Raw genomic sequence first — 13,236 nt, 5'->3', positions numbered from 1 at the left:
CCCCGGGGGGGGGGGGGGGGGGCGCCGCTTTCGTTCGGATGCTGCGGAAAAAGCTGGAGTGTTCCCCTCGAACGGCGACGGCTTCCGAGCTGCCGACCGTTCCGGCGGACCGCCGGAGCCGGCCGGAGGCGATCGCTCAGAAGACCATCGTCACCCAGAGGGCGATGGCGGTCGCCCCCAGGATCAGGCTGCCGGTCACGAGACCGGCGTTCACGAGCCCGGCGTTGAGCAGCTGGCGCTGCCGGTCTGCCGCGACCGCACGGCCCGAATCGCTTCGGCCCGAATCGCTTGGTCGTTGGTTCATGAGAGAGTCCTCCCGCCTGTTCGGGGCGGCCCACCTCGACGCTTCCCGTCCTCGACGCTGGCCGAGGCACCCTCTTGGCGGGGCGTGGCTGGGGAAGGCGGACCGGCGGCCCCGGCGCAGCGATCCAACCCTTGAGAGAGAATCGCTGCCGATACCCAAGTCTACCTCCGCGCAGGCCCCTGTCAAAGGCGGAAATCGCAGGCTCTGTCGGACCCGACCTGGGGATAAGTTCCCGGTTCGTGCTCGGGGCCGCCGTCGGCTGCCGGGTCGCAGCGGCGCAAGGAACTTCCATGCGGGCTGGGGTCGCCAACAGGAAGTTATCTGCTGTAGCGCAGCATCGAAAGTTTCTTGCGGCCGACCCGGACGGCTGGCATTCTGGTCTTGGCCGTCGTTCGCAAGGGCGGCAGGGCCCAGGTTTGGGGAGGAAAGCCGGCGCGAGTCCGGCGGAGGATCAGGAACGGTCGCGCAGTACCTGCGCGGCCGTTGCTTTTCGTGCGGCCGCTCTCCTGCGCTCGCTTTTCGTGCGCCCGCTCTTGGCCCGCTAGCCTGGATTTCTCATACTGGAGGGGGTCGTCACGTGGGTTATCGGCGGACAGGCAAGGAGAAGCGCGCAGCGCGATGCGGCGCATCGGGCAAGCGCTTCGACGCGGCCTGTGCGGCGATAACCCACGCCCTTCGGGTCGCTCCTGGCGGGCTCGCCCGCGGCGTCGAGGCCCTCGAGCGTAGCTTCGGCTACGCTCTTCTGGCCTCTCCTGGCGGAGCGAGCCCGCCAGGAGCGATGCCGACCCCTTCCAGTATGAGAAATCCAGGCTAGACGGCTTCCTCGGTGCGATCGGTCGCTCGTGCCAGGCAGGCGGCGAGGGCCTCCTGCTCGAAGGGCTTTGACAGGAGCAGGCTCGAGCCGGACAGGCCGGCTTCGACCAGGCCCTCGATCTCGCTGTGCCCGGTGGCGAAGACGACCGGCAGGCCGGGGTATCGCAGGCGCGCGCGGCGCGCCAGCTCGACGCCGGATTCGTCGGGCAGGCTGACGTCGCAGAGCAGCAGGTCGAGGCTCCGCTCCGCCAGCACGGCCAGCGCCTGCGCGGCGCGGCCCGCCTCGAGCACCTCGTGTCCGAGCTCGCTCAGCATGTCGGCGGTGTTCTGCCGGATCAGGGCGTCGTCCTCGACCAGGAGGATCGTCAGGAGGGCCGAGGCGCCGGCCCTGCCGGCGTCGCCCGGGCGCTCGGCCTCCGGCGGGGAACCGGGCGGCAGGTCGGGCGGCGCGCCCGGCGGCATCTCCTGCGGCGTGCGCGAAGGCAACTCGACGGGGGGCTCGGCCGGCAGCTCGGGCGGGCTATCGGGCGGCACCTCCTCCGGCGTCTCGGTCGGCACGTTGGGCTCCCGCGGCCCGGAGGCGCCGAGCCTGTTGAGACCCTCCCGGGCGGCCCTGCCGCGGGGAGCCTGCTCGGCGGCAGGGTCGATCGGCTCGCATCTCGGCGGGTAGTTGAACACCGTCACCTCCTCGTCCGTTGGGCCGCCGGTCCGGTCCTTTCGGGCGCGAAGTAGCCGGGTCGACGACGCATTGCACGTCGCATCCCTCCACAACGGGTCCGGCCGATCCTGGCTGCCGCAAAGCTGGGGAGCGAGCATCCCTCCTGGCCCCGCGCCTGTCCTTATCCTGGATCAAGTTTGCAGCAAAGCTGTGTGACGCAAGCCCCCTGCCGCATTAAAGTCCACGCTTCTGGTTCGACAGGCTCACCATGAAGCACGCCCGGAAGCCGGCGCGGACTTCTCCGTCGCTTCGTGGTGAGCCTGTCGAACCATGAAGCGCGCGGGCCCGCGGGCCTCGACATAGGGTCGTTCGCGAGGAGCCTTCGTGCGGCTGCCGGCTGCCGAAGCGGCTTGCGATGTCCTGTGAGCGGAAGCCGAATTGGCTCCGGGGGAGGGATTCGAACCCCCAACCTATCGGTTAACAGCCGATTGCTCTACCGTTGAGCTACCCCGGAACAGGCCGTTCTCGGCCCTGGCCACGAGCGGCGGCCGAGGCCTGCCGTCATGGGAGCGTGCTTATAGCAAAGCCCTCGGGCCCTGCAAAGATTTTCGAAGGCGCCGGCAGGGCAGGCGCACTGGCGCAGGGTGGCGCCGAGTCAGCCGCCGGTGATCGCGTTGAGCAGGCAGCGCCCGGCCTCCAGGTAGTCCGAGTTGGGCATGTGGAACCAGCGCAGGAACTCCGGCGTGGTCAGCGTGCCGTCGAGCCACTTGTCGAGGAAGTAGCGGCTGACCGGGTGCAGCCGCTCGGGCAGGCAGGCGAGCGCTTCGGCCGGCAGGCCTGCCAGCGTATCGGCGTCCAGCTGCCTGGCGGCCAGCGGCCCGGCCATGCCGGCGTCCTTCCGGGGCGGCTACGGTCGATCGAGGCTAGACCCTGCGGCGAGGCGGCGCCAGCCGCATGCCCGAAGCGGCCCTGGGAGGGCCGGTTCGGGGTGTCTTTTCGGGTGCAGGGTTGGAGGCTCGGGCCGGAATCGAACCGACGTACGAGGATTTGCAGTCCTCTGCATGACCACTCTGCCACCGAGCCGCACGCGGTTTTCTGCGGCCGGCCTGCTTCTAACCGAGCGGCGCGGGCCTTGTCCAGTTGGGATCGAGGCGCGCGCGGCCCGTCGCGCCCGCCGGCCTCAGAGCAGGGCGTCGATGGCGCCGGGCAGCTCGGCGAAGCGCGAGACCACGGCCTCGGCGCCGGCCTGGCGCAGCGCCTCGCCGTGGCCGCCGCCGCAATGACCGCCGCCGTCGAAGCCCAGCACGCGCATCCCCGCGGCGCGGGCGGCGGCGATCCCGGGCCGGCTGTCCTCCAGCACCAGGCAGCGCGCCGGCTCGGCGCCGAGCTGTCCGGCCGCATGGAGGAAGAGGTCGGGCGCCGGCTTGCCGCGGGCGACGAGCACGCTCGAGAAGACGTGCGGATAGAACAGCTCGTAGAGGCCGGTCTCGATCAGGCCGAGCGCGAGCCTGCCGGGCCGGCTGCTGCTGGCGACGCAGCGCCGGAAGGGCAGGGCGGCGATTACCTCGGCGGCCTGGGGGCCGCCTGGGGCAGCGCCTGCAGGCGGCCGCGGAAGGCCTCCAGCACGCGCGCCTCGCAGCGCGCCGCGAAGTCGGCGGGCAGCGGCCGGCCGAGGTCGCGCTCCAGCTCGGCCTGCATGGCGGCGGCGGACCGGCCGAGGAAGCGCCGCCCGATCTCCGCGGCGGTGACGGCGAGACCGAGCTGCGCCAGCACCTCGGCGCCGGCGGCGCAGGCCAGGGGCTCGCTGTCAATCAGCACGCCGTCGCAGTCGAAGATCACGAGGTCGGGGCTCATCCGCGGGGCACGGCCCCGAGCTGCGCCAGCTTCTCCTCGAGATAGGCCGCCATCAGCTGCGGCGCAGAGGCGCCGAACATGCGGATGCGCCCGGTGTGGGCGAGCAGCAGCAGGCCCGCGGCATGGGCGAAGCAGTCGACCATGAGGCGCTCGGCCTCGGCGCGCGGGGCGCCGAGCTCCTGGGCGGCCGCGGCGATCGGCTCCAGCTGCGCGGCCAGCGCGGCGTTGAGCGCGCGGTCGTGCTCGGGCCCGAGGCCGCGCGGCTTCATGCCGCCGCGGAACAGGTAGAAGCCGAGGTCGAGATCGCGCGGGTTCTTCTCGTAGAACTCGAAGAATCCCAGGGCTGCGGCGCGCAGCCGCCCCGCCGGGTCCGCGGCGCGGGCGACGCGGCGCCGGGTGGCCAGCCCGAGGCGGTCCATCGAGGCCTGCAGGACCGCGGCGTAGATTGCCTCCTTGGACTCGAAGTGGAAGTAGAGCGCCGCCGGCGTGTAGCCGGCCTTGGCGGCGATGGCGCGCAGCGAGGCGCCGTCCAACCCCTCGGTCTCGAAGACGGCGCGCGCCGCCTCCAGGATCAGATCCCGCTTCAGGGCGCGCCCCGCCGGGCGGCGGCCGCGCCTTCGCGGTCCGGCCGTCTCGGTGCCCTCGGGCACCCTGTCGGGCAGCGTCATCCCGGCCCCTTCCCAGCGGTTGCTTGACGACGAATTTAACGATGTTCAATCTTTTGGCAATCGACCCGGAGGATGCCCCCGTGAGCCAGCTCGCCGATTTCGACAGCGGCCCCGCCGCCGAACCGGACGCCGCCTTCGCGGCCGCCAATCAGGCGCGGCCGGCGGTCGGCTGGGACGCTTACGGCGGCGACCGCCTGCTGGTCTCGCTGGTCGAACGCTACGCGCCCTGGATGGCCGGGCGGGCGGCCGCGCTGGGCGCCCAGGCCGGCGACCCCGACGTCCAGGAGCTGGCGCGCCTGGCCAACCGCCACACGCCCGAGCTCAGGACCCACGATCGCTTCGGCAATCGCCTGGACTGGGTCGAGTTCACCCGGCCTGGCACCAGCTGATGGCCATGGCGGTCGGCCACGAGGTCGCCTCCCTGGCCTGGACCACCCAGGAGCGGGGCGGCCACTTCGGGCGGGCGGTCCTGTCCTACCTGTGGAACCAGGTCGAGCAGGGCGTCGGCTGCCCGATGGGCATGACCTACGCCGCCTATCCGGGCTTGCGCCAGCGCGAGTTCGCGCCCTGGCGCGAGAAGATCGTCTCGGGAATCTACGATCCGCGGCCGCTGCCGCTCGCCGACAAGGCGGGCGCCACCATCGGCTACGCCATGACCGAGAAGCAGGGCGGCTCCGACCTGCGCGAGACCGTGACCCGGGCGCGCTTCCTGGAGGACACGCCCGAGGGCCGCGTCTACCTGCTGACCGGCCACAAGTGGTTCTTCTCGGTGCCGGTCTCGGACGGCTTCTTCACCCTGGCGCGCAGCACGCCGGGCGTGTCCTGCTTCTTCGTGCCGGGGTTCCTGCCCGACGGCGCGCGCAACCGGATCCGGCTGCAGCGGCTCAAGGACAAGTGCGGCAACCGCTCCAACGCTTCCAGCGAGGTCGAGTACCACGAGGCCCTGGCTTGGCTCGTCGGCGAGGAGGGCCAAGGGATCCGCGAGATCCTGTCGCACTCGCACCTGACCCGCCTCGATTTCGCGGTCGCCTCGGCCGGCCTGATGCGCCAGGCCCTGACCCTGGCCCTTGACCACACCCAGAGCCGGCGAGGCTTCGGCCTGGCGCTGGCCGACCAGCCGATGATGACCAATATCCTGGCTGACCTGGCGATCGACAGCGAGGCCTCGACCCTGCTGGCCTTCCGCGTGGCGCGCGCCACCGACGGCATCGAGACCGACGAGAAGGAGCGCCACTTCGCGCGCCTGACCACGCCGTTGGCCAAGTTCTGGAACTGCCGGCGCGCCGCGGCCTTCGTCGTCGAGGCGCTGGAGTGCCACGGCGGCAACGGCTTCATCGAAGAAAACCCCATGGCCCGGCTCTACCGGGAGGCGCCGCTCAACGCAATCTGGGAGGGTACCAGCAACATGATGGCCATGGACGTGCTGCGCACGCTGAGGAAGCAGCCGGAAGCCGGCGAGGCGGTCATGGACGAGCTGGAGGGTGCGCGCGGCGCCGATCCCGCCTACGACCGCTGGCTCGGCCGGCTCGGCGACGAGCTGGCGCGCTCGCGCAACGACGATGGCCACGGGCGCCGCCTGACCGGCCTGCTGGCGACCGCCCTGCAGGCTTCGGCGCTGCACGCCGACGGCCATGCCGACAGCTTCCAGGCCTTCTGCCGCTCGCGGTTGGCCGGGGACTGGGGGCAGGTCTACGGCACCCTGGAGGACGCGCCGGAAATGCGCGCGATCGTCGAGCGGGCAACCGTCGCCTCTACCCACAGGCACGCCCACACCGGCTCCCACACCGGCAAGGCGGGCTAGTGTACCAGCCGCTCCAGGGCGCCCTCGACGTCCGAGGGGGCAAAGGGTTTGCTGATGACCGGCGCCTCCGGATAGATCTTGGCGGTGATCAACTCGGGATTGGCGGTGACGAAGGCGAAGGGGATGCCCCGGTTCTGCAGGGCCTTGGCCACCGGAAAGACGGTGCCGCCCTCGATTCGGATGTCGAGGAAGGCGGCCGACAGCTCGAGGCTGCGGGCCACGTCCCAGGCCGAGGTCAAACGTCGGTAGGGTCCTACGACCTCATAGCCGGCCGCTTCGATGACATCCTGGATTGCCAGGGCCACGAGGAAATCGTCTTCGACGATCAGAATCTGGGGCTTCATGGGTCCGCCTAGCGGGAGCTGCCGGGATCGATCGGCTTGGCGGGAACGCCGTTCTAGGGGCTTTGGTTCGCACAGAAGGAGAATTGGGGGCAAGTCCGCCACACCACGCAGGGCTTGACCATTAATCTAACAGTGTTCGAAACTACCTGCCGAAGGGCCGGGCGCGCGCTTGCGGGACCCTCCGCAGGCGGCTAGCCGAGCCGGATCGGGTCAGGAGCCGCCATGCCCAGGATGTCCGCCGCCGACTACCGAGAGTCCCTGCGCCGCCTGAAGCCGCGCGTCTTCCTCGAGGGGCGGCGCGTCGAGAGCGTCGCCGACGAGCCCCTGCTGGCGCCCGGCATCGCCGGCATCGGCGTGTCCTACGACTTCGCGCTCAGGTCCGAGTACGAGCTGCTGATGACGGCGCGCCAGGGCACCTCCGGCAAGACCGTCAACCGGATGCTGCACATCGACGAGAGCTCGACCGACCTGCTCTACAAGCTGGAGGCCGTGCGCCTGCTCTGCCGCGAGACCGGCTGCGCCCAGCGCTACCTGGCCCACGACGGCTTCAACGGGCTGTTCCAGGCGACCCGGCGCGCCGACGAGGCCCACGGCACCGAGTACCACGCGCGCTTCCTGGAGTACCTGCACTGGTTCCAGGAGGAGGACCTCTCGATCGGCATCTGCATGACCGACGCCAAGGGCGACCGCTCGCTCAGACCCGGCAGCCAGGCCAACCGGGACGTCTACGTCCACGTCAAGGAGCGGCGCGCCGAGGGCATCGTGATCCGCGGCACCAAGGCGATCGTGACCTCGGCGCCCTACATGCACGAGCTCTTGGTCATGCCCTGCCGGACCATGACGCCGGGGGACCGCGACTTCGCCGTCTGCTGCGCCGTGCCGGTCGACGCCGAGGGCGTCACCATCGTCGCCAAGCGGGCGGGGCGGCCGGGCGAGGCCGCAGCCAAATTCTCGGCACGCTACGGCCAGTCGGTCGCGGTCGTGCAGTTCGACGACGTGCTGGTGCCCTGGGAGCGGGTCTTCCTGGCCGGCGAGCACGAGGAGGCCGGCTTCGCGACCACGGCCTACGCGACCCACCACCGGCATTCCTGCATCGCCGCGCGCGCCGGCTTCGGCGACCTGCTGATCGGCGCCGGCACGCTGATGATCGAGGCCAACGGCCTGGACCCCGAGCGCCACGGGCACGTCCGCGAGACGATGGTCGACCTGATCCGCATCGTCGAGGGCTTCTTCGCCTGCGGCGTCGCCGCCTCGGTCTACTGCACCAAGGATCCGGCCGGCTCGGTCATGCCCGACGCGGTCTTCGCCAACGTCGGTAAGCTGCTGCTGGCGACCCAGATCTACGACATGCACCGCTTGGCCCACACCGTCTCGGGCGGCCTGGTGGTGGCGCTGCCGGGTCCCGAGGAGGACCACAATCCCGAGACCGCCGGCTCGCTGGCCGCCGTGCTGGCCGGCCGCCCCGACATCCCGGCGAGCCAGCGGATGGAGGTCGCGCGCCTGATCGAGGACCTGACCGCTTCGGACACCGGCGGCTGGTACTCGGTGATCTCGCTGCACGGCGGCGGCTCGCCCGAGGCGATGAAGCGCGAGATCTGGCGCAACTACCCGGTCGCCGAGCGCGCCGAGCTGGTCGAGCGCCTGCTCGACCGCGGCGTGCTGGCGCAAGGCGAGGACGGCGCGGCGGCGGGCGGGCGGCGGGTCTCGAAGCAGCCGGGACGCTGCTGCGCGACCGGCTGCGAGGTGCCGCTGCTGCCCTCGCGCTGGCTCGCCGAGCCGGCCGCGGCTAGTTCGCCAGAGAGCCCGGGCGATTGATCGAGGGCGCCAGCTGGGTCATCAGCGCGCGCGCGTCGTAGACGTCGCCGCGCGGCTCGGCCGGCAGCTCCTCGAGCAGGAGAATCTCGGCGCTGGCGCGGTAGCGGGTGATCGACCGGCTGTAGGCCTCGCGCGGACCGCCCAGGTAGCCCGGGTTGTAGAGCGGGCCGGGCAGGAAGGCCATGCCGAGCGGCTGGCCGACCCCCGAGTAGTGGGTGACGTGGCGCGTCAGGGGATCGAGGTCGCGCTTGACGACCTCGAAGCCCGCGTAGTCGTGTGCCCGCGCCAGCTCGGCGGCGCGGAACAGCAGGTAGTTCTCCAGCGTGTCGCTGCTGGTCGCCTCGTTGCCGGTGGCGGTGACCCGGTAGCGGTCCTCGGCGAGCTTCTGCTCGGCGAAGCCGTAGTCCGGGCCCATGCCGTCCGGCCCGCGCGCCTGATAGGGAGTGGGGCTCGTGCAGCCGGCGGCCAGGGCCGCGCTCAGCAGCAGGGCCAGGAGAGCCGGCAGGCGAAGGCGGGCGTGCATGACGAAAGGCTCCTCGAGCGGACGGCATCCTTTCCCGAGATATGGTGCGCGGAGGCCGGCCGGGCGAGACCCTCGCGGCGCCGGTCACAGGCACTCCGCGAGCCGTGCGGTGGCCGCCGCCAGGGCGCCCTCGTCGCGGCGGTAGAAGGTCCACTGCCGGATCCGCGTCTCGCGCACCAGGCCGGCCTGGACCAGCAGCTTCATGTGGCCGTGGACGGTCGGCTGGCTGAGGCCCAGCTTCTGCGCGATCAGCAGGCCGCAGACGCCGTCGGACACCAGGTCGCCGTCGCGCTGCGGCGGAAAGTGCGCGCGCGGGTCCTTGAGCCAGGCCAGCACCTGCAGGCGCTTGTCGCTGGCCAGGGCCTTGAGGATCGCGAGCAGATCGGCCTCGGCGTCCACGGGCTCCCCTTCGGGACTTTGCAAATTTCCTAATTGATGGCATGACGTCGTTCGGCTGTCGAGACGACGGGAGGCGAAGCGATGAGCGGGCAGGGTGAGGAGTCGGCGATCGACCGGGCGGCCGTGTCGGCGACGGAGGCGCGCATCCGCCCCTACGTGCGACGGACGCCGCTCATCGAGGTCGCCGCGGAAGACTTCGGGCTGGGCGGCTTGCCGCTGACCCTGAAGCTGGAGTTCCTGCAGCACTCCGGCTCCTTCAAGGCGCGCGGCGCCTTCGCCAACCTGCTGCTGCGCGAGGTGCCGGAGGCCGGCGTCGTCGCCGCCTCGGGCGGCAACCACGGCGCCGCCGTGGCGCACGCCGCCCGGACCCTGGGGATCCGCGCAAGGATCTTCGTGCCCAGCGTCGCCTCGCCGGCCAAGATCGCGCGGATCGAGGCAAGCGGCGCCGAGTTGGTCGTCGGCGGCGACCTCTATGCCGACGCCCTGGCCGCCGCCGAGGCTTGCGTCGCCGAGACCGGCGCCCTGGCGGTCCATGCCTACGACCAGCGCGAGACGCTGCTCGGGCAGGGCACGGCCGGCCTGGAGCTCGAGCGCCAGGCGGCGGCCTCGGAAAGCCGCGGGATCGACACGCTGCTCGTCGCGGTCGGCGGCGGCGGCCTGATCGGTGGCGTCGCCGCCGCGCTCGCCGTCAGCGGGATCAAGGTCGTCGGGGTCGAGCCCGAGGCCGCGCCGACGCTGTTCGAGGCGCTGCGCGCCGGCCGTCCCGTCGACGCCCCGGCCGGCGGCCTGGCGGCGGACTCCCTGGCGCCGCGCCGGGTCGGAGAGCTGATGTTCCCGATCGCGCGCGAACGGGTCGAGCGCGTCGTGCTGGTCCCGGACGCGGCCATCGCCGAGGCCCAGGCGCGGCTCTGGGCGGTCCTGCGCATCGCCAGCGAGCCGGGCGGCGCGGCCGCCTTCGCGGCGCTGCTCTCGGGCGCCTACCGCCCGGCCCCCGAGGAGCGCGTCGCCGTGCTGCTGTGCGGCGCCAACACCCACAGGGTGGATCTCTAGGGCAGACGCCGGCCGGCCAGCAGGCGCTCGGCCGCGGCCGAGGCGAGGCGGCGGCCGAGGCCCGGATTCCGCTCGCGCTCGAGCAGCCGCACCGGCGCCCGCGCCTCGCGCGGCAGCAGGGCGAGCAGGCCCCAGGGTCGTCGCGTCACCTCCAGCAGCCGCTGCAGTTCTAAGTCCGGGTCGTGCGGCCTTTCCTCGGCCGCCCGGAACTCCAGCCAGCCGGGGCCGCGCGGGTCGCCCAGGAGCTCGAAGCCCGGGCCGGCCTCCAGGCCCGGCACGCGCTCGTGCAGGACCCGCGCCGCGAGCGCGCGCGGGCGCCAGCGGGCGCGCCAGCTTTCGGCGCGAAGGGTGCGCTGCAGCCAGTCCAGGCGGAGCGCCGCGCCGGTCCCGGTCGGGCAGGAAGGCGAGCCGCAGGGGGCTTCGGCAGGCAGGTAGCGCAAGCTCGGCATGGGCGGGCGGTCCCCTTGGGCCGGGCGCCGGCCGCTCCGGCTCCCGCGCGTCCTCCGAGGCTAAGCGCGCGTCGTCAGAATAACAAGTAAACTAGTGGCGCGCGGTGCCGCTAGGGGCGGATCAGGAGCACCGGCACGGCGCTGGCCAGGCGCGCCGTGGTCCGGCGCCCGTCGAAGCCGTCGAGCTGGAAGCGGTCGGGAGCCTCGCCGGCCTCGACCACGGCCAGGCGCTCGCCGCGCGCGCCGCGGCTGCGCACCACGGCCAGCCTCCCGACCGCGCCGGCCTCGACGCGCTCCGCTGGCGCATGGAAGAAGGTCCAGCCGTCCATCAGGCTCTCCGGGTCTTCGAGGCGCAAGGCGACCAGCGCCGGATGGTGGAGCGCCGGCGCGCCGGCGAGCGGCAGCAGGACGGCCTCGGGCTCGCCCTCCCAGGGCCGGATCCGCCCCTCGCCGTCGACGAGGCCGACCAGGGCCGCCGCCGGCTGCGTCTCGCCGACGCCCTGCAGCGAGACGCCGGCCTGCTCCAGGACGTCGAGCAGCGGCACCCGCAGGAAGCGGGCCAGGGCCTCGGCCTCCTCCAGGCGGATGCGGCGCACGCCGCTCAGCATCTTGCTGACCGTCGAGGGGTCGGCCCCCAGGAAACGCGCGAGCCCGCGCTGGGTCTCGCCGATCTCGGCGAGGCGACGGGCGAACCAGCCGGACGCGACCGCCGGCGCCGGAGTCCTGCGGCTCGGCGACTTCTTGGTGCGTGGCATGCTGAGGGGATCCGGTCTCTGTTGCGATTTAGGCAACGCCGAGACTAGCGCGCCTCCCGGTCGCCGGGCAAGCAGGCGGAGGCGCCCGCTCGCCGCCACTTATCAACAAGTAAAATAGTGGATGTGGTTGACGACGCCCACGGCGGAACGGATGATCCACGAAGAGAACAAATAGGGAACTTAAGATGTGCGAGGCAGCCGGGACATGAGACGCAGTCCGACAGCGAGCGGGCGGGCCGGAGGCCGCGGGTTCTGGACCGGCGAGCGGGTCGCCGAGCTGACCCGCCACTGGGCCGAGGGCCTGGTCGGCTCGGCGATCGCCGAGCGGCTCGGCACGACCAAGGACGCCGTCGTCTCCAAGGCGCATCGCCTGGCGCTGGAGACGCGGCTGCCCGAGGCCTGCTCGGAGCCGCGGCCGAGCCACTGGGAGCGGCGCCTCGCCGCCCTGGCCGCCGCCACCGGCATCACGGCGGAGGACCTGCTGAGGCTGCAGCGCGGGTACCGGCCGCAGCCGCGCGGCAGGGCGCTCTTCACGGCCTGCCAGTTCGTCGTCGGCGACCTCAAGGCCGGCGGCCACCGCTGCGGCGCGGCGGTCGCGCGCAACCCCGACGGCTGGCCCTACTGCGGCGAGCACCTGGCGCGCTGCCGGCAGCCGCGCCGCCTGGAGGCGGAGAGCGGACGGGAGCGGGCGGCCTGAGTCCCTGCCGCCCGCCCACCGGCGCGGCCGACGGCAGCGACTGGCGGCGCCTGCGCCGCGCGGCCCTGCGCCTGCGTCTCTGGATCTCCTGCCTCGCCGAGCTCGCGGCCGAGGCCGACCGGCTGGGCCTCGCCGGGGCCGCGGAGCTCGCCGAGGAGGCCGAGCGGGAGGCCGCCGGCTTCGACCGTGCGCTCTGGCGCTTCGAGCACTCAGGCGAGGCCGGCCGCCTCGGCCAGGATCCACAGGCCGAGCAGCGCGAACAGCAGGGCGGCGCCCAGGCGCAGCGCCCGCAGCGGCAGGATCCGCAGCAGCCGGTGGCCGAGGAACAGCGCCGGCAGGTTGGCGAGCAGCATGCCGAGCGTGGTGCCCAGGGTGACCAGGACGACCGAGCCGAAGCGGGCAGCCAGCGCGACCGTGGCGACCTGGGTCTTGTCGCCGATCTCGACCAGGAAGAAGGCGACCAGCGTGGCCAGGAAGGCGTCGCGGCCGCGGGTGCGCGCCGCCTCCTCCTCGAGCCGGTCGGGCACCAGCGCCCAGGCCGCCATGGCCAGGAAGCCGGCGCCGACGAGGCCGGCGAACAGCGGGCCCTCGAACCAGGCCGCGAGCTCGGCGCCGGCGAGCGCGGCGAGCCCGTGGTTGGCCAGGGTCGCGACCAGGATGGCGCAGGCGATCGGCCAGGGTCGGCCGTAGCGGCTGGCCAGCAGGATCGCCAGCAGCTGGGTCTTGTCGCCGATCTCGGCGACCGCGACGACGAAGAGGGAGGTGAGGAGAACGTCCAAGGAGGCGCGATCCAGGGGCCGGGCGGCGTGAGACCAGGGCGCCGCGCCTCCTGCCCGAGCCTTCCGGGAGGTGCGGCGCCATCGGTCTCGCCTGAACCGGGCCGCCGCTCGGACTCTGCCGAGATCGGATTAGGCCCCGCTCTTCCGCGCCATGGCGTGCCCGCCAAGCATGTTGACGCGGAAACCGTCCCCGCGGGACGGCTGACTACTCCCCAGATGACGGGCAAGCTCTAGCGCCCGGGCGATCCAGGGTCAAGCCGGCCCCGGTCGGGCCCACGGCAACGAGTCCAGGTTAACGGGCAGGTGCGTTGAGGATGTCGGTGAGGA

At 72.7% G+C, this 13,236-nt stretch carries 16 protein-coding genes, 2 tRNA genes, 1 pseudogene and 1 riboswitch; of the genes and pseudogenes, 5 read left to right on the top strand and 14 right to left on the bottom strand.

From position 1 onward, the window contains the following. Positions 1–136: 136 nt before the first annotated feature. The 8 genes from WD341_RS15335 to WD341_RS15300 all read right to left on the bottom strand — a co-directional run bounded on the left by WD341_RS15335 (position 137) and on the right by WD341_RS15300 (position 4,297). Positions 137–304, bottom strand: a complete 168-nt coding sequence (locus WD341_RS15335; RefSeq protein WP_368426348.1) for a hypothetical protein — start codon at positions 302–304, stop codon at positions 137–139. An 810-nt stretch (positions 305–1,114) separates the two neighbouring features. Further along, positions 1,115–1,795, bottom strand: a complete 681-nt coding sequence (locus WD341_RS15330) for a response regulator (RefSeq protein WP_368426347.1) — start codon at positions 1,793–1,795, stop codon at positions 1,115–1,117. A 419-nt stretch (positions 1,796–2,214) separates the two neighbouring features. Further along, positions 2,215–2,289, bottom strand: a tRNA-Asn gene (locus WD341_RS15325). Positions 2,290–2,430: 141 nt separating this feature from the next. After that, positions 2,431–2,661 carry a hypothetical protein gene (locus WD341_RS15320; RefSeq protein ID WP_368426346.1) on the bottom strand — a complete coding sequence of 77 codons (231 nt, stop codon included), beginning with the start codon at positions 2,659–2,661 and terminating at the stop codon, positions 2,431–2,433. A 123-nt stretch (positions 2,662–2,784) separates the two neighbouring features. After that, positions 2,785–2,858 (bottom strand) — tRNA-Cys (locus tag WD341_RS15315). 97 nt (positions 2,859–2,955) lie between these two features. Next, the gene (locus WD341_RS15310) at positions 2,956–3,327 is read right to left on the bottom strand and encodes an HAD-IA family hydrolase (protein WP_368426356.1); all 372 of its coding nucleotides are present in this window, start codon (positions 3,325–3,327) and stop codon (positions 2,956–2,958) included. Between the two features lie 8 nt (positions 3,328–3,335). Then, entirely contained in the window at positions 3,336–3,629 is a 294-nt protein-coding gene (locus tag WD341_RS15305) for a hypothetical protein (protein WP_368426345.1), read from the bottom strand. After that, on the bottom strand, positions 3,626–4,297 hold the full coding sequence (locus WD341_RS15300; RefSeq protein WP_368426344.1) for a TetR/AcrR family transcriptional regulator: 672 nt from the start codon (positions 4,295–4,297) through the stop codon (positions 3,626–3,628). The genes WD341_RS15305 and WD341_RS15300 overlap by 4 nt, the downstream gene beginning before the upstream one ends. Before the next feature lie 41 nt (positions 4,298–4,338). Here WD341_RS15300 and WD341_RS15295 point away from each other — a divergent pair. Beyond that, positions 4,339–4,841: pseudogene (locus WD341_RS15295) on the top strand (hypothetical protein); the annotation flags it as partial. Further along, positions 4,818–6,098: an acyl-CoA dehydrogenase family protein gene (locus tag WD341_RS15290; protein WP_368426355.1), complete on the top strand. Its 1,281-nt coding sequence runs from the start codon at positions 4,818–4,820 to the stop codon at positions 6,096–6,098. The pseudogene WD341_RS15295 and the gene WD341_RS15290, both read left to right, overlap by 24 nt. On the opposite strand, the gene WD341_RS15285 is transcribed toward WD341_RS15290, so the two are convergent. Then, complete coding sequence (locus WD341_RS15285) at positions 6,095–6,442, bottom strand: response regulator (protein WP_368426343.1); 348 nt, start codon at positions 6,440–6,442, stop codon at positions 6,095–6,097. The two genes, WD341_RS15290 and WD341_RS15285, sit on opposite strands and share 4 nt — an antisense overlap. A gap of 222 nt (positions 6,443–6,664) precedes the next feature. On the opposite strand from WD341_RS15285, the gene WD341_RS15280 reads away from it, so the two are divergent. Further along, complete coding sequence (locus tag WD341_RS15280) at positions 6,665–8,257, top strand: 4-hydroxyphenylacetate 3-hydroxylase family protein (protein WP_368426342.1); 1,593 nt, start codon at positions 6,665–6,667, stop codon at positions 8,255–8,257. On the opposite strand, the gene WD341_RS15275 is transcribed toward WD341_RS15280, so the two are convergent. Together WD341_RS15275 and WD341_RS15270 are read right to left on the bottom strand one after the other, a co-directional pair. Beyond that, complete coding sequence (locus WD341_RS15275; RefSeq protein ID WP_368426341.1) at positions 8,229–8,780, bottom strand: hypothetical protein; 552 nt, start codon at positions 8,778–8,780, stop codon at positions 8,229–8,231. The genes WD341_RS15280 and WD341_RS15275 overlap by 29 nt on opposite strands. An 84-nt stretch (positions 8,781–8,864) precedes the next feature. Beyond that, positions 8,865–9,179: an ArsR/SmtB family transcription factor gene (locus WD341_RS15270; RefSeq protein WP_368426340.1), complete on the bottom strand. Its 315-nt coding sequence runs from the start codon at positions 9,177–9,179 to the stop codon at positions 8,865–8,867. 81 nt (positions 9,180–9,260) lie between these two features. Between WD341_RS15270 and WD341_RS15265 the strand changes: the two genes are divergently transcribed. Beyond that, positions 9,261–10,229, top strand: coding sequence for a serine/threonine dehydratase (locus WD341_RS15265; RefSeq protein ID WP_368426339.1), 969 nt, complete (start codon positions 9,261–9,263; stop codon positions 10,227–10,229). Here the strand turns inward: WD341_RS15265 and WD341_RS15260 are convergent. Beyond that, the gene (locus tag WD341_RS15260; protein WP_368426338.1) at positions 10,226–10,678 is read right to left on the bottom strand and encodes a hypothetical protein; all 453 of its coding nucleotides are present in this window, start codon (positions 10,676–10,678) and stop codon (positions 10,226–10,228) included. The two genes, WD341_RS15265 and WD341_RS15260, sit on opposite strands and share 4 nt — an antisense overlap. A 110-nt stretch (positions 10,679–10,788) precedes the next feature. Beyond that, a complete protein-coding gene (locus WD341_RS15255; RefSeq protein WP_368426337.1) occupies positions 10,789–11,433 on the bottom strand; it encodes a helix-turn-helix domain-containing protein in 645 nt (214 codons plus the stop codon). Between the two features lie 205 nt (positions 11,434–11,638). On the opposite strand from WD341_RS15255, the gene WD341_RS15250 reads away from it, so the two are divergent. Further along, positions 11,639–12,130 (top strand): GcrA family cell cycle regulator, encoded by a 492-nt coding sequence (locus WD341_RS15250; RefSeq protein ID WP_368426336.1) that lies wholly within the window; start codon positions 11,639–11,641, stop codon positions 12,128–12,130. A gap of 209 nt (positions 12,131–12,339) precedes the next feature. On the opposite strand, the gene WD341_RS15245 is transcribed toward WD341_RS15250, so the two are convergent. Beyond that, complete coding sequence (locus WD341_RS15245) at positions 12,340–12,909, bottom strand: TMEM165/GDT1 family protein (RefSeq protein ID WP_368426335.1); 570 nt, start codon at positions 12,907–12,909, stop codon at positions 12,340–12,342. Positions 12,910–13,003: 94 nt separating this feature from the next. Beyond that, positions 13,004–13,136, bottom strand: a riboswitch (yybP-ykoY riboswitch). Positions 13,137–13,236: the final 100 nt, after the last annotated feature.

It is taken from the genome of Tistlia sp., from assembly GCF_040905785.1.
GTDB lineage: Bacteria > Pseudomonadota > Alphaproteobacteria > Kiloniellales > DSM-21159 > Tistlia.
This window is presented reverse-complemented; position numbering and strand designations above follow the sequence as displayed.